23 protein-coding genes and 1 pseudogene are annotated in these 22363 nt (G+C 42.9%); 14 read left to right on the forward strand and 10 right to left on the reverse strand.

The annotated features are described in order from the left end of the window. On the reverse strand, positions 1 to 793 hold a 793-nt coding region (locus A9957_RS03530; protein WP_292343222.1), incomplete at its 3' end, for an ABC transporter substrate-binding protein. Between the two features lie 292 nt (positions 794 to 1085). Between A9957_RS03530 and A9957_RS03535 the strand changes: the two are divergent. After that, positions 1086 to 1130, forward strand: a pseudogene (locus A9957_RS03535) (hypothetical protein); the annotation flags it as partial. Positions 1131 to 1153: 23 nt separating this feature from the next. Here the strand turns inward: A9957_RS03535 and A9957_RS03540 are convergent. Continuing rightward, the gene (locus A9957_RS03540; RefSeq protein ID WP_243641497.1) at positions 1154 to 1606 is read right to left on the reverse strand and encodes a hypothetical protein; all 453 of its coding nucleotides are present in this window, start codon (positions 1604 to 1606) and stop codon (positions 1154 to 1156) included. Positions 1607 to 1745: 139 nt separating this feature from the next. Here A9957_RS03540 and A9957_RS03545 point away from each other — a divergent pair, with 139 nt between their 5' ends. Together A9957_RS03545 and purH are read left to right on the forward strand one after the other, a co-directional pair. After that, complete coding sequence (locus A9957_RS03545; RefSeq protein ID WP_096712540.1) at positions 1746 to 2402, forward strand: DUF2284 domain-containing protein; 657 nt, start codon at positions 1746 to 1748, stop codon at positions 2400 to 2402. Between the two features lie 76 nt (positions 2403 to 2478). Continuing rightward, positions 2479 to 4095: a bifunctional phosphoribosylaminoimidazolecarboxamide formyltransferase/IMP cyclohydrolase gene (gene purH / locus A9957_RS03550; RefSeq protein ID WP_292343223.1), complete on the forward strand. Its 1617-nt coding sequence runs from the start codon at positions 2479 to 2481 to the stop codon at positions 4093 to 4095. 5 nt (positions 4096 to 4100) lie between these two features. On the opposite strand, the gene A9957_RS03555 is transcribed toward purH, so the two are convergent. Genes A9957_RS03555 through A9957_RS03590 form a run of 8 tightly spaced genes read right to left on the reverse strand, consistent with a single transcriptional unit; the run spans position 4101 to position 11092 of the window. Then, entirely contained in the window at positions 4101 to 4937 is an 837-nt protein-coding gene (locus A9957_RS03555) for a bifunctional 2-polyprenyl-6-hydroxyphenol methylase/3-demethylubiquinol 3-O-methyltransferase UbiG (RefSeq protein WP_292343224.1), read from the reverse strand. Between the two features lie 39 nt (positions 4938 to 4976). After that, complete coding sequence (locus A9957_RS03560; protein WP_292343225.1) at positions 4977 to 5396, reverse strand: rhodanese-like domain-containing protein; 420 nt, start codon at positions 5394 to 5396, stop codon at positions 4977 to 4979. Positions 5397 to 5399: 3 nt separating this feature from the next. Continuing rightward, entirely contained in the window at positions 5400 to 5636 is a 237-nt protein-coding gene (locus A9957_RS03565) for a DUF2769 domain-containing protein (RefSeq protein ID WP_096712536.1), read from the reverse strand. A 9-nt stretch (positions 5637 to 5645) separates the two neighbouring features. Beyond that, the gene (locus A9957_RS03570) at positions 5646 to 6329 is read right to left on the reverse strand and encodes a fibrillarin-like rRNA/tRNA 2'-O-methyltransferase (protein ID WP_128754581.1); all 684 of its coding nucleotides are present in this window, start codon (positions 6327 to 6329) and stop codon (positions 5646 to 5648) included. Next, positions 6326 to 7273 carry an NOP5/NOP56 family protein gene (locus tag A9957_RS03575; RefSeq protein ID WP_292343244.1) on the reverse strand — a complete coding sequence of 316 codons (948 nt, stop codon included), beginning with the start codon at positions 7271 to 7273 and terminating at the stop codon, positions 6326 to 6328. The genes A9957_RS03570 and A9957_RS03575 overlap by 4 nt, the downstream gene beginning before the upstream one ends. Before the next feature lie 8 nt (positions 7274 to 7281). Next, entirely contained in the window at positions 7282 to 8241 is a 960-nt protein-coding gene (locus tag A9957_RS03580) for a beta-ribofuranosylaminobenzene 5'-phosphate synthase (protein ID WP_292343227.1), read from the reverse strand. A gap of 38 nt (positions 8242 to 8279) precedes the next feature. Then, the gene (locus A9957_RS03585; protein ID WP_292343228.1) at positions 8280 to 10481 is read right to left on the reverse strand and encodes an ATP-dependent DNA helicase; all 2202 of its coding nucleotides are present in this window, start codon (positions 10479 to 10481) and stop codon (positions 8280 to 8282) included. 56 nt (positions 10482 to 10537) lie between these two features. Continuing rightward, entirely contained in the window at positions 10538 to 11092 is a 555-nt protein-coding gene (locus A9957_RS03590; RefSeq protein WP_128754578.1) for a type IV pilin, read from the reverse strand. A 222-nt stretch (positions 11093 to 11314) separates the two neighbouring features. Here A9957_RS03590 and A9957_RS03595 point away from each other — a divergent pair, with 222 nt between their 5' ends. From A9957_RS03595 to A9957_RS03645, 11 genes are all read left to right on the forward strand, one after another. Next, positions 11315 to 11491, forward strand: a complete 177-nt coding sequence (locus tag A9957_RS03595; protein ID WP_096712530.1) for a 4Fe-4S binding protein — start codon at positions 11315 to 11317, stop codon at positions 11489 to 11491. 283 nt (positions 11492 to 11774) lie between these two features. Continuing rightward, positions 11775 to 12482 carry a UMP kinase gene (pyrH, locus tag A9957_RS03600; RefSeq protein WP_292343230.1) on the forward strand — a complete coding sequence of 236 codons (708 nt, stop codon included), beginning with the start codon at positions 11775 to 11777 and terminating at the stop codon, positions 12480 to 12482. A gap of 294 nt (positions 12483 to 12776) precedes the next feature. Beyond that, on the forward strand, positions 12777 to 14693 hold the full coding sequence (locus A9957_RS03605; RefSeq protein WP_105460463.1) for a methyl-accepting chemotaxis protein: 1917 nt from the start codon (positions 12777 to 12779) through the stop codon (positions 14691 to 14693). Between the two features lie 40 nt (positions 14694 to 14733). Then, on the forward strand, positions 14734 to 15213 hold the full coding sequence (locus A9957_RS03610) for a chemotaxis protein CheW (protein ID WP_105460462.1): 480 nt from the start codon (positions 14734 to 14736) through the stop codon (positions 15211 to 15213). Beyond that, entirely contained in the window at positions 15210 to 16007 is a 798-nt protein-coding gene (locus tag A9957_RS03615; RefSeq protein ID WP_292343231.1) for a CheF family chemotaxis protein, read from the forward strand. Before A9957_RS03610 ends, A9957_RS03615 begins: the two co-directional genes overlap by 4 nt. 21 nt (positions 16008 to 16028) lie before the next feature. Next, positions 16029 to 16391 carry a response regulator gene (locus tag A9957_RS03620; RefSeq protein ID WP_105460460.1) on the forward strand — a complete coding sequence of 121 codons (363 nt, stop codon included), beginning with the start codon at positions 16029 to 16031 and terminating at the stop codon, positions 16389 to 16391. A 15-nt stretch (positions 16392 to 16406) separates the two neighbouring features. Next, a complete protein-coding gene (locus tag A9957_RS03625) occupies positions 16407 to 17447 on the forward strand; it encodes a chemotaxis response regulator protein-glutamate methylesterase (protein ID WP_292343232.1) in 1041 nt (346 codons plus the stop codon). A gap of 4 nt (positions 17448 to 17451) precedes the next feature. After that, a complete protein-coding gene (locus A9957_RS03630; RefSeq protein WP_292343233.1) occupies positions 17452 to 20277 on the forward strand; it encodes a chemotaxis protein CheA in 2826 nt (941 codons plus the stop codon). Continuing rightward, complete coding sequence (locus tag A9957_RS03635) at positions 20270 to 20872, forward strand: chemotaxis protein CheC (protein WP_105460457.1); 603 nt, start codon at positions 20270 to 20272, stop codon at positions 20870 to 20872. Before A9957_RS03630 ends, A9957_RS03635 begins: the two co-directional genes overlap by 8 nt. Next, a complete protein-coding gene (locus A9957_RS03640) occupies positions 20869 to 21531 on the forward strand; it encodes a chemotaxis protein CheD (protein WP_367121739.1) in 663 nt (220 codons plus the stop codon). The genes A9957_RS03635 and A9957_RS03640 overlap by 4 nt, the downstream gene beginning before the upstream one ends. Further along, positions 21522 to 22334 carry a protein-glutamate O-methyltransferase CheR gene (locus A9957_RS03645; protein WP_105460455.1) on the forward strand — a complete coding sequence of 271 codons (813 nt, stop codon included), beginning with the start codon at positions 21522 to 21524 and terminating at the stop codon, positions 22332 to 22334. The genes A9957_RS03640 and A9957_RS03645 overlap by 10 nt, the downstream gene beginning before the upstream one ends. Positions 22335 to 22363 lie beyond the last annotated feature (29 nt).

Genomic DNA, 22363 nt, shown 5'->3' on the forward strand with positions numbered 1-22363 from the left:
GGTCACCTGTGATGATAACCTCTGGATCCCATTGTAATACCTGTTCGATGGATACCTCTGATCTTCCATAACCCTGTTCAATGGGACATTCTGCTACATTGATACCACCACATATCTCTATCAACTGACTGTGCGGAGAACCTTGCGGATCCGTAAGCAGACCATTGGTACCTTCTGCATAATAGACACTCTTCCTTTCATCTTCAGGTATTTGTGAGACCTTTACAGTGACATTGTTAAGTGTTCTTTTGTAAAAAGAGATCAATTGACCTGCTCTCTCTTCTTCTCCGAGAACATACCCCATGAATTTGATTGACTTTGCATATGCCATAGCATCAATTGTCGATTCAATACCCACAACAGGAATAGTACCGAATTTTTTCTGTCTTTCATTGATGGTAGAATTAACATCCCCTCCACTGTTGTAGCCTTCAAAGATGATATCGGGACCCATGGATATTATGGTTTCATAATTTCCATCCTGCTTACCAAACCAACCGCCAATCACAGGAAGGGCCTGATACTCAGGTTTCAGATATGTTTGCGACCCCTGAGGCATAAAATTCCAGCCTGCTAATTTTTGCGGAGCCAGCATGTAGATAAGCATTGTTGCAGGAGGAGAAGTGGCAACTGCCTTGTCAACGTCAGCCGGGATTTCAACGGTCCTTCCTGCCATATCAGTTATCGATCTTGTGCTCTGTGCAGAAACTTCCTCTTGATCAACACATGCGCTTGTGCATACAGCAAACAAGATCACAAATATCAATAGAATATACCTGAATTTTTTATGCATGAGAGTTCCCCTATGATGAAATTGTTTTATTTCCATAACATGCGACGATATGTTCGGATGAACATAACGATACATAAAGTTTTCTTAATTCAGCGAAGTTACTGCTAATTCCATAGAAATTTCTGACAGAATCACGCATAACCAAACTGGTTATTCTGAAAAAATAACAGGAAAACTCAATACACCGGGCTCTGGGCTGTATGGGTTGTAGAGTGTATATCGGCAAATGTTCTCACAATGCAATACAGGATAAAAACAAAATTACCCATATCGGGATAAGTGCACCCACTGCGGCAAATGCATAGAGGTGTGTCCTGTGGTGAAATTTTCTGAATAAGAGCCTGATTTTATGATGAAGATTCAGATGGCACCACTTATTACAAGATACAGATAAGTTCCACCCAAAAATACCGCCAACCAGAGAACCAATTCAATTCTCATATATCTTTTACTCTTCCAGCTCCACCTATTGGTGACAAATAAAGCTCCTAATGCCAACGTTATGATACCCAACGAACCATGGACTAGAACTAATGGTGGAATTGAACCTGTGCCAATTATAGAAAGATAAGCAGAATAGGCCATATACAACACAGATAGTATTGCCAGAGAATAGCCAACATTGATTATCTTTCCATGTTTTGATATTCCTTCCTTCATGGATGTGCTCTTTTTCAAAGCAATAAAACCTATAATAATCAGCAATAAGGCTACTATTTGCAAGATCAATGAAAATACACGAAGTTCAGACATTGTTAATCCAAGTATGATGACACCCCCCACTAAGTACCAAACTGAATCTATTTTATACATAGGATTACCAGCCCAGAGATTATAAGTTTTTGGAGAACAATAGTTAGTAGAATTAATCACTAATTTTGTAGCATTGGGTTAATTAGTACCCAAAAATACAGCAAAAACCGGATATAGACCTGAAAAGGTAGGCTTACATATGACTATCCCTGAAAAGAATTACAGAATTCTGGAAGAAAAGGCCACAGAACTTGGGGCAAAAAGTGTCAGACTGATACCTGCAGAAAATATAATTGTTGAGAACCGGACAATTCTGAAGTGTATATTTGGATGCAATGGTTACGGCAGTCAGGTATGCCCTCCTTTTATACCGACAGTGGATGAATTCAGGCAAATGCTGATGGAGTACAAATGGACCCTGCTTGTCGACTGGAAATCAGACAATCGGTTTTCCAGGGAAATAAGTGAGAATTTCATTAAATACATTGTCACTTCCCCTGAGGATGAAGAAACCAGACAGCAACATCAGGAAACATTAAAGACTGTAATGGAGGAACGCAAGGAAAGAATCCAGCCGGGAAGTATAGAACTTGAGAAGCTCGCCTGGAAACTGGGATATAATACTGCTCTTGCCACTTTTCCGGGCATGTGCACATGGTGTGCCAACAGCGATTATACCGATGTCAACTGTGCAAGTTCCCAGGGAGAATGCCATCATCCGACCATTCGCAGACCCTGCCTGATGGGGCTTGGTGTTAGGCTTGACAAAACACTGGATAAACTGAGCATACCTTTCCAGAAATTCCCCATGAACGATACAATCCCCTCCCAGTATACGTTGATATTGCTGGATTAATGGTCAAATATTTACTACACCCCGAAGAGACCAGAACCTTTATTAGTAATATATTACAACCTGACTTGGTGATTTTTTGGTGAAAAGGGCATTGCTGAGCGTTTCCGACAAAACGGGAATAGTGGATTTTGCACGCGGGCTCAAACAACTTGATATAGAGATCATTTCAACCGGAGGCACGGCACGTATGCTCCGGGATGCAGGAATAGAAACAATTGACGTATCAGAGATCACCGGATTTCCTGAGATGATGGGAGGCAGGGTAAAGACACTCCACCCAAAGATTCACGGTGGCCTGCTTTGCCTGCGGGAAAATCCGGAACACGTCAGCGACGCTGAAGACCTTTCTATTGAACTTATCGACATGGTGGCCGTAAATCTCTATCCCTTCGAGATAACCATATCCAGAAAAGGGGTTAATCTGGAAGAGGCCATCGAGAACATTGATATCGGCGGGCCCTCCATGCTCAGGTCGGCTGCCAAGAACTACAAATCTGTTACAGTGCTGAGTGACCCGCAGGATTACGGACATATCCTCAAGGAACTGCGCTCAAGTGGCGTGGTATCACAGGAAACCCGGGAAAAAATGGCAGTCAAGGCATTCCGCCATACAGCAAACTATGACAGTACAATTGATACATACTTAAGTCGCACCTTACTGGGAGAAGAAACCCTGCGGCTTAATTTCACAGGTGGCAGAGAACTACGTTATGGAGAGAACTGGCATCAGGAAGCATTATTTTTCTCCCAGCCAGAAATTGAGGGACCTGCCCTTGCAAACTGTCGCCAGCTGCATGGCAAGGAACTATCTTACAACAATTATGTGGACGGGGACAACGCCCTCCAGACTGTCAAGGAATTGGGACACGAAAAACCTGCAGTATGTATCGTCAAACACAATAATCCCTGTGGATTGGCAACCGGAAACACACTCCTGCAGGCCCTGCAGGCTGCCTGGGACGGTGATCCGATATCCGCCTTTGGAAGTATCATATGCACCAATGTCGCGATGGATCTCGAATCCGCCAAATTCCTCAAGGGCAAGTTCGTGGAGATCATTATCGCTCCGGAATTCAAACACGATGCACTGGACTTTTTGAAGAGCAAGAGCAAGAATTTGCGCCTGCTGGAGCTGCCTTCACTCAATGAATCCTTTGATGCGGAATTTACCTACAAGTATATTGCAGGAGGAATGCTCAAACAGTCCCGCAATATCGGATTGTACGAGAAATGGGAATGTGTCACCGAGACCGAGTATCCCGAGGAGAAAAGGGGGCTGTCCGAATTCTGTATTGCAGCCTGCAAATGTACCAAATCCAATGCTGTCAATCTTTCCTGGGAATATGAGGATGGGTGCTACATGATGCTGGCAATGGGTGCCGGCCAACCCAATCGTGTGGATTCCATCCGCAAATTATGTGCCACCAAGGCAAGGGAAAACCTGAAAGAGATCTATGACAGGGAACAGCCTGAAATGGACTTTGAGGAGTACTGCAACAATATTCTCTCAGAATGTGTCCTTGCTTCTGATGCCTTCTTCCCCTTCGATGACAGCATCATCCATGCCGCCGAAAACAATATCAAATATATTGTCTCCCCGGGCGGCTCAATCCGGGACAATGAAGTTATAGACACCGCCAACCGGCTGGGCGTCTCCCTCGTATTTACCGGAATGAGGCACTTTTTGCATTGAAAAAATCAGTGGGAATTATCCCACGATATTTTTACCCTTGACGAGCGACCCACCTGAACCAGCTCGTCCCCTTTTTTTTCCAGTATTTCTTCCAGATGGGAGCGCAGTATCTGTTCCTGCTCATTAGTGGCAATCTTGTAATGGGGTTTGTAATGCTGAACCGCCTCATCCAGGGAAGAAAACCGGGTCTCATGTATCAATTCAAAATTTTCCATGTCCGGATAGATTCCCATCCTGTAGAGCACATTGTAGAGCACATCACATTTGGGAGAGGGATAATATTGTCTGCCGTGTAACTGCGGCCAGATACGTGAATAATTCTTATCCCAGGAGGTCGCACCTGCAAACCAGTAGATGTAAACCTTGCCACTGCTTAACTGCTGGATCTTTTCAATAGCCTCCCTGATATCGGGCACGTGCAGAGAATAGGACGCTACAATTACATCATAAGGAGAATCCAGTTCCTCCAGGGACACGTCCTCCCAGTTTTCCTGGATACATGTGACATTGTTGAGATGGTAATGTTTGATATTTTCCTTCAGGACTTCTGTCATCCCTTCAGCCGGCTCCACTGCAGTTACATGGGACACCCTTTGCGCCAGGGGAATTGCCATTGAACCCGGACCGGCACCTATGTCCAGTATCCGGGAATCGCTGTCATGCTTGATGTCCTTGAGGGTTTTTTCCAGCCGTTTACCACTTTTGCGGGAGGATTGCCAGAAACGTCTGGCATTTTCATAGGTGGCCCAGCGATCCGGCTGTTGAACCTGTTCATCCGCCTCGTTATGCAATTTCATCTGCTCGATCCAGACATCTGCCCAATCAATCTCATCATACAACATGCATGTGAAAAGGAGAGAAGAAGTAAAAAAGATTGGGTTTTATTCCTCGTAAGGATAGCCGCCGGAGCGCCAGGCATTGAAACCGGCTTCCATATTATAAACATCACAGTAGCCCGCATCCAGAAGAATATTCGATGCCGTCACACTCCGCCTGCCACTGCGACAGTAAACAAGAATCGCAGTATCCGAAGGCACCTCATCCAACCGGTTTTCCAGTTCAGAAACAGGGATCAGGTAGGAATTCTCCAGGTGACCGTCATCATATTCGGACTGGGTACGTACATCCAGAATGAAAACATCCCCTGTCTCAATCAGATTGAATGCTTCTGCTGCAGAAACATCGGAATAGTCACAGGTTTCAGGTTGTGGTGTGGTGTTGTCAGATTCCTGCTGTACACATCCGGCCATAGTCAGAGTTACCAGTACACAAAGTAACACAATAATTGTATTTTTGTTCATAATTCATTCCCGCCTGCAAAAATAATCCCCATCAAGCGCAAACTGATGATAGACATAACAGTCATTACACATACATTCCTGTCGGGTCTCACCGGATGCAGGACCCCGCACACAGAACATATAACCTTCACCCGGATAGGATGGACAATCCTTGCATAAACAGGCCTTGGAATGATGATACGATGGACAGACACCGAAATATTTGCCCAGCCCCTGTCTCAATTCTTCCTGATCTGCCACCTGCAAACCTCATTCAGTTTTTCTTGCAACTACGCCGAGATGATCGATATGCAACGGTGCAAGTTTCTGTTTCTTGACAAGTTCCAATTTTGAATTATCTTGCTCCAGTAATGTTTTGAGCTGCTGTTTAAAAACCGTATCAGGTTTTGCAGTGGAATCCACACTCCGGGCCTTGATGCTCATCAACAGGTAACCGCCGGGTTTGAGGAAGTGCTGCACATTGGACAGGGCAATGGATGCCTGGTCCGGCTGGGCCACATCCTGAAAGACCACATCAACAGGCTCCACAACATTTGCATAGGACCCGGGTTTGGAAGCATCGGCAAGCAGAGGGATTATATTTGGCCTTTCTTCGCAGATAGGTAACATGTCCCGCATTGTACGGGGTGAGAATTCCACTGCATAGACCACTCCCTGCTGCACAATATCCGAAACATGACTGACAGTGGTACCTGTAGCCGAGCCCAGGTAAAGCACCTTCGATGTGTTTGTAAAGGGCGAGGGAAGTTTTTTGAGCAGCATTGCCGCAAGTTTACTTCTTTTGGGCTCCCAGACACGGTACTCTGCCTGTTCAACCTGCACCAGGTGTTCCCCGTACACTTCAAGTCCGGGAGAAAGATTTCTGGTAGCAAGGAACCTTTTCTTGCCCTGCTGTAGCGTGAAAATGTTTTCATGGAAGGTTTTGGCCTTCATTTATTCCCCTCCCTGATGGATCGGACCTTACGATCCAGTTTTTCTTTAATTGCAGGATTCAGCTGGCCGGAAAAAGCATCCACCCTGCTTGCAATACTCAGGCTTGAAGCAAGAGCACGGGCCATTTTGCCCCGGATTTTCGGATGGGAATTCTTGATTAAAGGATGATTGAAAATAATACCGTGTTTGGGAGAAGTAGCCTTGCCCCTGAGATGTTTGAATAAAGCCTGGTTTGCACCCATCACCTGAATGGTGCTTGACGGCATCCGGCAGAGAGATTGCAATCCGCCGGCCATACTGATCAATCGAGCACCCAGATTGGCTCCTGCAACCTCCTCCAGATTGGGAGCGAGTTGTTCCATGTTTTTGTGAATATAGGCTTCTATCACATGACGCCTCTCATAAAGGGAAGAGAGGTCCGCTGCAAAAGCCTTTATGATAGCTCCGTCCTCTGCATACATTTCCATACCCACAGACGAGCGGGCAGTCTCATGGAACTGCGAATCCTGCGGCAGGTTCTGCCTGAGCCCGTTTTCAGCTACGAACTTGGCCAGGTTTTCGGTAAGCATGCCTGCTTCGGGAAAATGCTCGCCGTACCATATACCCAATCTCTCAGCCAGCAGATTGGCCGCCTCGTCAATATCATCCAGTGCTTCCACGGCATGGATTATTCGCAAATCCGGAGAATAGGAGTTCTTTATCTTAAGCCGCGTGGCTGCAATACAGGTTTGCTGCAACAGGGAATAATATTCAGTTTCCCCTGCTGCGAATCCGCATTCAATGGCATTTTGAACGGGATCAAAACCTGCCGGCGGGATTTGTTGGGGATCTGTCTGAAAGACAAGCAATCTTTCTGCCAGCTGCTGCACATCCTGCGTACAGGGACTGCACTCAGCCACATTTCCATCTTCATTGATTTCAATATCTGCAAACCAGGTTTTCACATTCAAGGTTAATCCATCCTGATATCCGCACCGGTGTTATTGGGAGTTGTAAGCAAAACCTTGCCTCCTATATTCTCATCCAGGAATTTTTGCATTTCCCGGACAATACGTTTTCCCTGAATTTCATTTTCAACAAAACCGCAAATTGCAGGCCCAAAGGAACTCATCCCGACACCATGGGTACCGGCCATTCTCATCTGTTCAATTACGTCTTGCACCTGCTGGCTCTGCAGGAAGACCTCTTGCTTTTTGAATCCCAGTGTCTGCAGACTATCAAGTGCACTGCCGAAGTTCTCAATATCTTTTTCAATAACTGCCGGAATCATTTGCATCAATACGATGTGGGAGATCGTCTGTACATCCTCCAGGGGAACAGGACAGACCTGCCTGAAAATATCCACTTCCTGTGCATCATGCGCTCCCTGCCTGTCAGGAAGAGCCAGCACTATGGGCCAGTCCGGAAAGTCATGTCTGAAAACTACCGGAGCGGGAGGGGCCGGACTGGCAGAGGAGGGAGAAAAAGCACCTTTATCAGAAAAACGATGTCCACAATCCACAAGGAAACCGCCTTCCTCAAAAGCCGCCACACCAATTCCGGAAGTACCACCCCGGCCCACTTTTTGGGCCAGATGTCTGACCGAAAGGCCCAGTTCGAAAAGCTCGTTGATCGCAGCCGCAGTACACAAAGCCACCTGTGTGCCCGAACCCAGGCCTACATGGGCAGGCATGTCCTCATCAAGATAGATACTGATTCCTTCTCCTTCAGGCAGCAGGGCAGAAATCGCAGCTTGCACTTTGTCGTACAGTAATGAACTGCCGGTAATCTCCACCTGATCACTTTTTTCAGCAGTAAGATGAATGTGGGGATACTGCAGACTAACCCCCACTCCCCCATCAACCCGGCCCAGGGAAGCATTGAGGTCAATCAGAGAGAGGTGCAGCCTTGAAGGGGATGTAATCTCGATCATAGTACCTTGGAACTAATTCACAATCATATATATATGTGTCAGGACAACTCTTCCATGTCCGAAAAGAAATTGAGCAGGGAATATTTCACTTTGCCGGGTTCCACATCAAGGAATTCCTTTCTCTCATCTTCGGGAAATGAGGGGTATACCGAATATTTTCCCAGTCTTTTAACCGAATCCGTCATGAACCTGCCATCCAGCAGTATCCTGACACCGTAATCGGTCGGTGAACGTACCACTCTGCCCATGGCCTGTCTGATCTTGCGTATCGTGGGAACCTGTACAGCATACTCCCAGCCGGCACCATAACCGAATTCATGATCATAGGCAGATTCCACCGCATGCATCCTGTCATTCAGGGCCGAATAACCTACACCGACCACCACAACAACCCGACCCCGGCCATTCCTGTAATCCACTCCTTCACTGAGGGTACCCCAGAGATAGGTGAAAAGGACAGCTTTACCTCCCTGCTCTCCGGTCTGAAAGAATTGTTTACGTATATCCTGGGCAGATACCCCGGTTTCATCAAGGAACAGTTCGACATCAAGCACACCATCGAATTTGCGGAAATAACGTTTTGCCTCAAAAGCATTCGGGAAAAAGATGATCACATTGCCCCCGGCATTTTCAATCGTATCCTGTAACACCTGTTCTAATATCTGCAGATTCTGAGGATCGTCCCGTATCCGAGAATACTGGGGAGGTACGGATACTGCGAGGGTCAATCTGCGTTCTTCAGGAAATGTCAGACCATAGGCCAGATCGCATGTCTGCCGTGTGATGCCCAGGGTGCTTTTGATCATATCGAAGGGACGCAGGGTTGCAGACATCAGGATTGCCGAGTAGATCGAATCCAGCAGCGGACCTGTAACGTTTTTCGGGATACAGGTGAACAACTCCAGCCGGCCGTAAATCTCCCCGCCCTGATCCCGGCGGACATTGAGTACGGGATAATAATTCTCATTGTTGCAGAGTTTGAGATACTGGGAGAAAAATTCTGCTGTGGGTTTTAAGTGGGATCTTTTCAGGATCGGAGTCTGGCCCTGTTTGTATTGTTCATGATAGGCATTATCCAGTAAACCTCCCACTTCAGCAGCAATCCCGAGCAATTCCTGTACCTGTTTTTCCTCCCCATAACCGGTCTCTTTCATCCGCCTCATAAAACGGGCATATACCACATCATTTCTTTCATAGGGGTCACTTATGCGTATATCGTACCAGTTGCGCCCCACCCGCTGGCGTTCCCCGAACTTAAAACGGTTATCATAGGTATCCCTGACCACTTCCAGGAGAATGGAGAGCACGGCTTCCACATCCTCAACCGGCATGGAGGTGAAAAGATCACTTTTTTCATTGGCATTGAGTTCAGCCAGGGCACTTTCAATGGCATGTTCGGTCAAAGTAATGGATGAATGAGATCTGGCAGCGTTTTCTATATTATGGGCTTCATCAAATATCGCAATGAGGTCTTCGGGTTCTTTGTCCATCCAGCGCAGCATTGTGGAAAATATCATATCATTGAGGATATGATGAAAATTGGCTATGACAAGGTCGGCATTTTTCAATTCCCGCTTGAGAAGTTCATAACCACACATGCCGTTCTCAGCGGCGTAATCATTGACCTCTTCGGGATCGCGTACATCCTGGAAAAGCCACTTCTGGAATTTTTCATCCTCTGCCCTTAAAACCTCATACAGGGGGTCGCATGAACGTTTTCTCAGGGAACTAGCTTTTTCCTCAAGTTTTTCCCGCTCCTCATCGACAGCATCCCTCAGAGAAGCATGCGCCGCTTCGCCCGAGGATTTATACTCGTCCCAGGCAGCCTTCGATTCCTGTTTTTTGAGATTTATTTCCTTTTCGATCTCCATGAGATCGTAGGTATTATCCCGTTTGGCCTCGCATTCATCATATCCCTGTTTCAGGGGACACATGCCCATCTTACCCTTGAAAACAAGGACCTTGATGTCATGGGTACGTTTAATCTGGCGGGCTTCATCTATGAACTGTAACATCTGTTGATGGACATTTGTGGCAATGAACACGGTTTTGCCCAATTGTTTTCCCACATGCAGCGAGGGAACCAGAGCACTCAGGGTCTTCCCGGTCCCACAGGCCCCCTCAAAAAGCACCAGATTCTCTTCCAGCAGGGAGCGGTGAATTTTCTCCATTGCGTCCTTCTGGTTGGGATAACATTGCTCCAGGGGGAAGTACTGGATATAATTGTCAGGGGTGCTCATGGCTTTCCCTAAAGCTCCTCCTATTAAAAAGATATTGGATTGGAAGTTAATGTGTGTCAGGAAGCGGTCAGGGTTTCTTCTATGATTACTGTGTTGGTGGGCGTATGTATGATTTTTACATAAACTGCATCTCCAGAATTAAGATAAACTTCAGTACTGGGAATTCTGAACATCACATATTCCCCTGTGGACCACATGCCATCATCATCAACATCTCCCGTTCCAATAGACCCTTCTATTGAGTTATGACTATTATCGAATACATCATCACCACTTACATATTCGGAAGTTGGATTGGGATCATCTCCTTCTATAGGAAAATTATGGAGTGTTCCCACTTTATCATTCTTATCAAATGATACAACAATTTCAATATTACAGACGTCAATTGCTTCTCCGCCTTCATGATACAAATATACTCTTTGATCTTCAAAAGTCTCATCTGCACACCCTTTGCGTACCAGTTCCCCGCTTGAATGAGCCACAAAAGGTGCAGGCTCCTGCATTTCAAAGGCCGTGGCGAAGAAGATCAGAGTGACTCCAAGAACAATAGTTATGGCAATCATTAACATGATGCCGACAACAGGAGAAATTGCTTTTTCATCTTTCATTGTATCATATATCCAAATTGAGAGTGTGTTTACAATATCATTATATTACTCCAAAATAAATATGTCTGTTAAATTTAAAAGATTCTGCAATCATTCCGTACTCATACGAAGTAAGAATGAAATCAGATGCTATAAATCCTAATCGATAACTTTTTATTTTAGTTATTTAATGATAGGATGAAGTCTATTAAGACGTTAAAATCAACAGGAGAGACGATATATATGGTAGCAATAATCAATGTTGACGAATGTATAGGTTGCGGAACATGTGTGGACGAATGTCCATCTGAAGCAATCTCAATGAACGATGAAAACATTGCAGTCGTAGACGCTGAAGAGTGTGTGGACTGTGGTGCATGCGTGGACGTCTGTCCAACCGAAGCAATCACAATGGAATAATTAGTCCATTTTCCCTTACTTTTTTGAACAACTTTGCCGGGTAAATCCTATGTCTGAAGAGGGAATCTATTGCGTAATCAGGAATTACAGAACTACTTCCTATTCTTCGGATGTCACGGAATTGGACATAGAGCGATTGTATCAGGCATACCATTTATAAAGGTAGAAAAATGCAGCCTCAAATAACATCTTTTTTCTACAAAACGGCTGTATTTTTTTCTCATCCCTATTTTGCATCCAGTATAACTATAAATTCTCATGCACAATATCCGGAGGAGCATTCATGTTATTCGTAATATCCATAGGCGGGTCCGTCCTTGCCAGAGACCTAAATCCAGAAAGATTCAAAAAGTATGCAAGTATGCTGGAAGAGCTTTCTCAAGAGCATTCCATTGTAGTCATAACAGGCGGAGGTGTTGCAGCCCGCCAGTATATAGAAACTGCCAGGCAGATAGGGGCGAATGAAGTGACCTGTGATTTCATAGGGATTGATGTAACCCGCCTCAACGCACAACTCCTGATAGCTGCCCTGGGGAAAAATGCATATCCGGAACCTCCTTTGAATTATAAGGATGCAGAACTGGCTTTAGCTTCCGGAAAAATAGTTGTCATGGGAGGAGTAATCCCGGGCCAGACCACAGACATGGTATCTGCCGTTCTTGCCGAATACTTAAGAGCTGACATAATGGTGATTGCAACTTCAGTGGACGGGGTTTATTCAAGTGACCCTGCAACCGATGAAAATGCCAGAAAGTTTGATGTGATGACACCAAAGGAATTGCTTGATGTGGTCATTTCCACCGAAATGAAAGCAGGATCTAAATCACCGGTAGATCCATTGGCTGCTAAGATGATCGAAAGATGCAACATCGATACGATAGTAATGGATGGGACCCAGCCTGAAATGATATCCAATGTTGTCAGACAGGAATGTGCAAAAAGCAAACCTGTAGAAGGGAAAAAACCGGGTACCAGAATTACAACAAAATGAAAGGGACCGAATAATTACGGCAATCCATTTTCAATTATTTTTTTCAAAGTCTTTTCTGTGACTTCTTCATTTCATAAAAAATATAGACCATGATTTCAGAGATGGTCTATACTGCTATTTTTATACCATATACCAAATAATTCTGATCACCTGCAAAATATATAAATATATTAAATTGCATAATTGCATAGAAGTATCATTATACTCATTATTATGACATTTCAGACCAGTGTGAATGTACACTACTGATAACCCCGGAAATCATCGTAATGAGATATTTGGAGTGGATAAACTATGGGAGATATAGAAACAATTCCTGAAAACGACATGCAAATTGGAACTGATGATAAAGAGATGGCACAAAAGGAAAAAGAGATTGCAGGATTGATTGACAATTTACCAGTCACCGTATTCAGATGTGACATAAAATCATCCTGGGCTATATATTATATCGGTCAAAGTGTGAAGGAATTGACTGGTTATTCAAAGATGGAGTTTCTAAACGAAAAGTTAACATGGTCAGATTTGGTCTTATCTGAAGATGTATCCACAATAGATGAAGCTATTGATGAAGCTATCAAAAAGAATACTCCATACAGTGTTGACTATAGAATAAAAACAAAAGATGATGAAATTATATACATACAAGAAAAAGGCAAGATCATACGTAATGATAGTGGAGAACCAATTTACATAGACGGGGTTTTTTTGGATATAACCCAGCATGTAAAAGCAGAAGAAGAATCCAGAAAAATGATCGTACAAAGTATACCACAGCCATCTCTGGCACTTTTTACTGATAAAGATGGAAAAATCAAGTATATCAATGATTATTTTTTGGAGAAGTGCAAATATAACAATGCTAATGAAGCTTTTGGTGCATCGCCTGCAGACATTGTAGAAGGGGTCGATAAAACTATAGTCGATTCTGTTTTAGAAAGTGGAGAAGGAATCTACAATAAAGAAAGATGGCTTAAGCTTTCAATGCGTGATCTTGAGTTATTCACTGTCACTTCAGCAATCCCTATAAAAGATAATAATGGCGATATTGTTGGCGTGCTCAATATTATGACTGACCTGACAGAGGTCAAACAAAAAGAAAAGGAAGTTGAGAATCTACTCGACTATACCAACAACTGTCTTAAAGACCTTGGAGAAGGAATCAGGATGGTTGGAGAAGGCAATCTTGATGCAAAACTCGAAAAAACAAAGGATGACGATTTCGGCAAGACATTCGATGAGTTCAACGCTTTTGTAGAAAATCTCAGAGGCATTGTTCAAGATATCCTCAGTGATATGGGCAGCACAATTGAAGAAGTGAAACAATCCAAAGAAGCTGTCAACCAGATGAATGCAGGAATGGAGCAGATATCCACCGCAGCAGAACAGATTGCCACCGGATCCGAGAATCTTTCAAGGCATGCCAATACCTCTGCTTCTGATGTAAAAGCTTCCGCACAGATTTTCAACGAACTCAGCGATTCAGCAACAGAGTCTGCAAAATACTCCAAAGAGGCGGTCCAAAAAAGTGAAGTTACCAAAGAACTTCAAAGCAATGCAATGGAAGACCTGAACAACATTGTGAATGAAATTGAACAACTTGCAGGAATCGTAACTTCTCTGGATGGTGCCGTCAATAACATTGGCAAAGTTACCGATAAAATCCAGTCGATTGCAGACCAAACAAACCTGCTGGCTCTGAATGCAGCAATCGAGGCTGCAAGGGCAGGAGAACACGGTAGAGGATTCGCAGTGGTAGCAGACGAAGTACGCAAACTTGCCGAAGAATCAAGAAGCAGTACCGATGAGATCAACGAGATAGTGGGTGATGTCCAGAAGGAAACTGAAAAAGTTACCGAAGCGATCAACAGGGCAAAAGAAGAAGCTAAAGGTGGAAGCAAGGACATCGAAGAAGCTCTGGGCAAAGCCGGGGAAATTGCCGAGATGGTCGAAAAAATCAATGGAATGCTCGGTGAACTGAACCAGAAATCCGAAGATGGGTTGGAGAAAATTGAAAGTATTGATGAGAATATCGGCGAGGTTGCTTCAACCGCAGAAGAAAATGCAGCAAGCAGTGAGGAAACCTCTGCAGCAATCGAGGAGCAGACCGCAGCTGCACAGCAGGTTAGTACCTCTATAAATAACGTAGACGACCTTGCTAATAAGACACAGGATATGATGAAAAAGAACTTCAAGTTCTCTAATAACTGAGAACTTGTTTTCATTCCTTAAAATACAAAGGTGGCCTAAAATGGATACCCATAGTCAAATGATGGATGTGGAAGAAACGGTGCAGGTTATCGTCTTTAATATGGGAGAGGAAAGATACGGAGTCGATATTTCCCAGGTAAAGGAAATAATCAAACCACCCAAAATCACAAGGATCCCGAATTCTCCAGACTTCATTGAAGGTGTGACAAATCTCCGGGGACAGATCACAACCATAATCAATTTGAGAAAACGGTTCGGCAAAGAGACAAAGGAAACTGACAATGAGACCAGGATCATTGTGATCGAATACGAAAACGTGGTCATTGGAATGATCGTGGATAGTGTCAATGAGGTCAAATATCTGTCCTCGAACGATATAGATGAGCTGCCTGATATAATAACATCAAGGGACGAATCAAAGTTCCTGACGGGCGTGGGTAAATTGGAGGACGGATTGTTGACACTCATAGATCTGGACAAAGTATTCAGTGAAGAAGAAATTGAGGGTATGAAAAGATGACAGAGAAAGTTCATCTCAGAACCCCGGCAAAATTATTTGACGGGAACTGGATGGATGCAGAACTGTTAATTACCGATCAAACCCTGTCCATAGGAAAAAAGAAAATTCCCGTAAACGAGATCGAAGATCTTGGCGATGTCGATGTAGAAGGTGTTGAAGCGATCAGGATCAAAAAGGACGGAGAGACTATTATCAAACCCCCGGAGAAAATCCGGGCACAGGTCTTCCGATTTCTTGCCTTTAATCTGAAAGCAGACAGGTTTGCGGTCTATTATCTTGATTCTGCAACCGTTGGAGGCGTGGTGTCATCCGGTGCAAAATGGGAGAAAGGATATTTCAGTGTAACGGATGAAGGTTTCTGGTTCCTTTCACCAAAAAAGCAGCAGAAGATGCTGTTTGATAACATCGGAGGGGTGGTTAAGGAGACAAGAAATATCGGAGGAAAACAGAGGAAAGTGCTGGTCCTTTCGAAAGTCAAAAAGGGACAGGTGGCAACAAGTCTGCTGATGTGTCCCGAGACCACCCTTGAGATGCTGGAGAATTACATTACCAGACTCATCGAGACACATAAACCCCAGATTGATATGACTGAGACGGAAAAAGAAATTCTGACACTCGTATACTCGGGTCTGGATTTTGTCTCAATAGAGAACATTGTAGGGATATCCACAGATGAGCTCAATGAATATTATGACAAACTTGTTGAGAACGGCCTGGCAGAGGTTGTTAAAGTCAGAAAAGAAATTGAACTAACCCCTCGTGGAGTTACCATGGTTGGGAATGCATCAAAATAAGATTGAAAAAGGTGAGGTTGCATGTCAAAAGTATTAATTGTAGATGATACAGCATTTATGAGAAAACTCCTGAAAAATATCCTTTTTGGAGCTGGATTTGATATAGCCGGTGAAGCTGAAAACGGGAAACAGGCAGTGGAAATGTACAAGGAATTGAATCCGGACATTGTTACAATGGATATAGTGATGCCGGATATGAGTGGAATTGATGCATTAAAAGAAATAAAGGGTATGGATAAAAGTGCAAAAGTTGTGATGTGCACTGCTGTGGGCCAGGAAAAAATTGTAAAAACAGCTATCAAACTCGGTGCCAAAGGATATATCATAAAACCCTTCCAGGGACCAAAAGTCGTTGAGGAAATAAAAAAGGTTACTGGCGCATGAAGGCCGGTGGATAATATGATAAGAACCCTTGTTGTTGATGATTCTGCCCTGATGAGAAAGGCAGCAAAAGACATGCTTGAGAGTGCCGATAATATCGAGGTTGTTGGAACTGCAAGAAATGGGGAGGAAGCCATAGAAAAGGCAGGAAAACTGCAACCTGAAGTAATCGTGATGGATGTCAACATGCCTGTCATGGATGGGATAACTGCTGTTGAAAAAATAATGCATACAAACCCCATCCCCACGATTATGTTCAGCACTCTCACCAAAAAGGGTTCAAGAGAAGCTTTGGAAGCTTTAAGATTGGGTGCAATCGATTTTATTACAAAACCCACTGGATTACATGAGATTGACAAAATCGAAGATGAGCTGGTTTCAAAGGTCAATAATATTCATAATTCCAAACCGAATATAATTCGTTTGCTTAACCTGAAAAAATTCAAGGGAGAAATCATAAAGGGAAACTGGGATAAAACGCCCGATGAAACAGCGGTTCTTATAGGTTCCTCTACAGGAGGTCCTTCATCTCTTGAACAAATCATACCCAGACTACCTGAAAATATGCCTGCGCCTGTTTTTGTAGTACAGCATATGCCAAAAGGAAATTTCTGTAACCAACTGGCTGCAAGACTTGATAGTTTATCGCAACTTCAAGTTAAAGAAGCCAGGAACAATGAAAAGGTCGAAAATGGAGTCGTCTATATAGCTCCCGGCGGATTTCATATGCAAGTTCGTAAAGCATTGGGAGTTATCAGGATAAAGATTGTAGAAGGTGAACCGGTACACGCGGTGATTCCTGCAGTCGATATTACTGCTCAAAGTGTGACGAATGTATATGGAAAAAATATGGTTGCCGCCATACTTACAGGAATGGGAAATGATGGGACTTACGGGTTTAAATTGATCCATGAAAATGAAGGGAAAACTATCGCATGCAGTGAGGACACATGCGTGATTTACGGAATGCCAAAAGCGGCTATTGAAGCAGGAGCAATAGACGTGGTAAAACCTATTTTTGAAATTCCTGAAGAGATTGTTAGATGTATAGAGGGATGAGGTAATGGATATTGATATGGATGTTTATAAGGATGAGTTCCTTCAGGAAATTAATGAGTATCTGGAAATATTTAACCAAGCCTTCATTGACCTGGAAAACGGGGATGAGAATGCACTGGATGAAATATTCAGGGTAGCTCATACAATAAAAGGAATGGCCGGATTCCTGGGGTATACATCACTTGAAAAATTATGCCACAAAATGGAAGAAGTGCTAAGTGGGATAAAATGTGCCGAAATAAACATTGATAGCGGACTTATAGATGTAATGCTTGAAACCGTAGACCGCATCAATGAAATGGTTGAAAAGATCGAGTCCCAGGGTACTGATGATACCGAAATACAAGACCTTCTGGAATCTTTTGAAGAATACAAACAACAGGGTAGAAGTTCAACTGAAGATTGTGCTCGAGAAGAAGTGTCCACAGACGAAACCGTTGAAGAATCTTTAGATGCAGTATCCAGCTCGGCTTCGGAAGATGTAGAGATTATACCGGAAGAAGAGGGAAAACCAAAGGTTTCTGAAGGTATGCAGAACGATGTTGATCCCCTGGGTGAAGACTGTAACATAATTCTTGACACCAAAATTTCCAATGATGCAGATATTAAGGAATTAAAAGCTGTACTTGTGATAGAATCTCTTAAGGAAGAGGTAGAAGTAATAAGGACCGAACCTGCAGAAGAGGAAATCGATAATACATTCAAGGGAAAACTTAAGGTTTTCATCAATGGAGAGGCAGAAAAAGTCCAGGAAGTAATGGAGAAAATCTCGGAGATCGAGATGTTTGAAATTACGGAAAAGGGAAGTGAAGAAACTAAAAAGGACGTTGCTGAACCACAACTGGAAAATGTATCTGAAGAATATCTTGCCTCTGATGAATATAACATCATACTCAATACACAGATATCACCTTCAGCAGACATCAAGGAATTAAAAGCTGTACTTGTGATAGAATCAATGGGAGAAGCAGGGGAAGTTGTCAGGACAGAACCTGCGGAAGAGGAAATCGATGGTACATTCAATGGTTCACTTAAAGTTTTTATCAAAGGAGAAGCGGACAGGGTCAAGGATGCTATGGATAGGATTTCGGAGATCGAGAGTTATGAAGTCATAAAATGTGGCCCAGATGTTGAATATACTTCAACAGACAATGAAACCATAAAAAATGAATCTGAAAATTACATTCAGGAAAAACCCACCCCCCAAATAACCAAGGTAAGCGAGAATAGTAAAGAAACAACTCATGGATATGAAACTGATTATAAAATTATATATGAAAGTGGACCGAATAACATCAGTTTAATGAGTAAAATCAGGGATATTATCAGGAATGAGAAATATTCCCTCCAAGAAAAAGTAAAGCAACTAATGGCTGTGTTTATCAGTAACACCCAATCCAGCACTGACCTTGCCTGGGAAAAAAGACAATATGAAAAACCTCGATTGATGCAGCCAACCCCTTCAGAATTTAATGAAGATAAGGAAATACAGATCGAGGAAGAAGAAAAGGTAACTGCGCAGGAAATAGAAAAAGAAAGTCAAGAAGTACAAGAACCTCAAAAAGCGGTTGAGCGAACTTCAACAGAAAATCCTAAAGTAAAATCTGAAAACAGAAAATCCATCGCCCAAACCGACAATACCAAAAAGACAGGACCAGGGCCCAAGAGACAGGATTCCATTAAAGTTAGGATTTCTGATCTGGACAATATAATGAACCTTGTCGGTGAACTGGTCATCAATAAAGGTTGCCTGCTTCAGATATCACACCAACATAAAATACCCGAACTTGAAGAAGCTACCGGCATCCTGGATAAATCCATCACGAGTCTGCAGGATGAAGTGATGAGGATGAGAATGGTCAAGATTGAGAGGGTGTTCAATAAGTTCCCCAGAATGGTAAGAGATTTAAGCAAAAAATTTGGCAAAGAAATCAATTTTGAGATAGAGGGGCAGGATACGGAACTGGACAGGACTATTCTGGATGAGATCAGTGACCCACTGGTGCACCTGGTAAGAAATTCAGTAGATCATGGAATCGAAGAATCACAAGACCGAGAGAAGGCTGGAAAAAGCCAAGCCGGTCGCATAAAACTTTCAGCCAGACAGGAAAAGAGCAACGTCATTATTGAAATCGAGGATGATGGAAAGGGTCTGGATGTGGAAAATATCAAAAAGAAAGCTCTGGAAAAAGAGATCCTTTCGCCCTCTGAAATCGAAAAACTTGATGAAGATGGAATCAGGATGCTAATTTTCACTCCCAGTTTTTCCACAAAAGACAACGCTACTGAAATATCAGGCAGGGGAATTGGGATGGATGCTGTGAAGAATGCGGTAGATAAACTGGGTGGTAATGTCAGGGTTTATTCTACAACGGGAGAAGGCACACGCATAAAAATCAGCCTGCCACCCACTGTTGCCATAATAAGAGCCCTGGTAGTAGAAGTAGCCAATGAGAACTATGCGATTCCTATTTCCAATGTAATTGAAGCCCTTAATGTCAATGAATCAAATATCAAAGTCATCTATGATCAGCCACTACTCTATGTGAGAGATAAACTCCTACCTATGATAAAATTAAAGGAAATTTTTGAAATCGAAGAGAACAAACCAAAATCACACAAAGAAATTGGAATTATAGTAGAGAAAGATAACCAAGAGATGGCTATTATTGTAGATTCCATTATAGATCAACAGGAAATCGTAATAAAGCCTATCGGCAGTGTACTGTCCAGAGTTAAAGGATTTAACGGAGTTACAATTTTAGGGGACGGTAAGGTGATACCAATCATTGATGTCTCAACATTGATAGGAGGAAATCGAGATGCCTGAATTTGAATTACTTAATGAAATGGAAGTGGAGGTATTAAAAGAACTGGGCAATATTGGCACAGGTCATGCAGCAACCTCACTTTCAAAAATGCTTAATAAATATATAGAGATCAGCGTTCCAGAAGTAAGAATCGTAAATATAGCCAACATCCATGAAGAGATCTACAACGAGGTGGTTGCCGGCGTTTTATTCGGACTGGAAGACCTCACCGGCGGAAATTCAGGGTACCTCTATATAATGATACCAAAGGAATCTGCAGACAAACTTGTCAGGGAGATGTATGGGATGGATGAGGTCGATGAGGAGATGTATGGTTCCGCAGTAATGGAAGCTGGAAACATACTCGGTTCCGCATTCTGCGATGCTTCTGCTGATTTCATGGACCTCATAATTCTACCCTCTCCTCCAAATTATGCAGTCGACATGGCCACGGCAATTGTGGACGGTATAATTTCACAGATGGCCCAGAAAAGTGACCATTTAATTTTATTCGAAACTACCCTCAATTCCGAGTCCAATATAGAAATTGATCTAATCCTGTTGCCAGAAGAAGATTTGTTTACCAATATCATGCAAATACTGGAAGGACTATGAGCAGCAATATTGCCTATATATCAACAGCAAGTGCAAGAGCGATTATATTAAGCCAAAATGAAACACTGATGGGCTCGTATTGTTCAATGAAGGATTTATGTGCATACGAACATTGTACTCAAAAATGTGAAATAATTGCTGAAGCAAAAAATCACTTGTGTGGAAATGTACAAAGTTCGAATGTAGAAGTATTTGAAGGAGAATTGGTTGCCGGCATAGGAGAATATAAAATTGGGAAAAACGTTTTGTTAAAAGCAATGGGACTTGGATCATGTGTGGGAGTAATCCTTTATGATCCATCAACGTGTATTGGAGGAATTGCACACGTCTTGCTTCCCGGTGTTTCAGCAGAGGGGAAAACAAAACATGCAGAGACTGCCATTAAAACAATGCTCGAAGAAATGATTCGCAATGGAGCAAGAAGGCGCAAGGTATGTGCTAAATTTGCCGGGGGTGCCCAGATATTTAAGCACATGAATATGGAAATGTTGAAAATTGGTGATCGCAATATAAAGTCGGTTCAGGATACCTTAAAAGAAGAAGGAATTGACATTGTGGCTACCGATACAGGGGGAAATGTAGGCAGAAGTATCCTATTTAACACTATCGATGGGAGTATGATTATAAAATACAGCTCAGGGAAGGCAGCATGGCTATAAATGAACCTGATTATTTCAAGCTTCTTACAAAAAAGATATCAAAACTCTCAGGTATTATTCTTGATAGTTACAGGGATAAGTACCTTAAAAGAAGGATCGAACTCCGAATGAAAGTTGTGGGGATTAAGGATTACAGAGAATATGCCCGATTTATTGAAAAAGATGAAAATGAACTTAAAGCCCTCATTGATACCCTGACAATCAACGTCACAGAGTTCATGAGAGATAAAGGTCCTTTTGAGTATTTCAGGGATAAACTGGCCGTGGATATAATAGAAAGAAAACAAAAATCACAAAGTAAACTTGTCAGGTTCTGGAGTGCTGGATGCTCCTGTGGGGAAGAGCCCTATTCTATAGGAATGTGTGCAAGAGAGGTTTTTCCGGAAGACTGGAGTATTTCGGTCTATGCTACAGATATAGACGAAAAATGCCTGAAAACTGCTTCAGAAGGAGTATACTGCAAGGATAAACTCCAAAACCTGGATTACAGCCTTAAATCCAAGTATTTCGAGAAAACGGAAAATGACTATAAAATAAAAAACACAAATAAATTATCATATCGCTTCAAAAGGCATGACCTGACAAACGATCCTCCAATTTCAAAACATCTGGATACTGTATTCTGCAGGAATGTAATGATATATTTCAATGAAAAACAAAAAGTAAAGATGATAACCAGATTCCATGAAGGGTTGATCAAGGGAGGCTTCCTTGTGATCGGGAAATCTGAAACACTGCCTAATGAAATTAGACACCTATTCGAACCAGTAAGTCTTAAAAATAAGATATATATGAAAGTATGAACTAACAGGCAGCTGAAGACTTCATGGTT

Origin of the sequence: Methanohalophilus sp. DAL1, from assembly GCF_001683555.1 — an archaeon.
Lineage (GTDB): Archaea > Halobacteriota > Methanosarcinia > Methanosarcinales > Methanosarcinaceae > Methanohalophilus > Methanohalophilus euhalobius.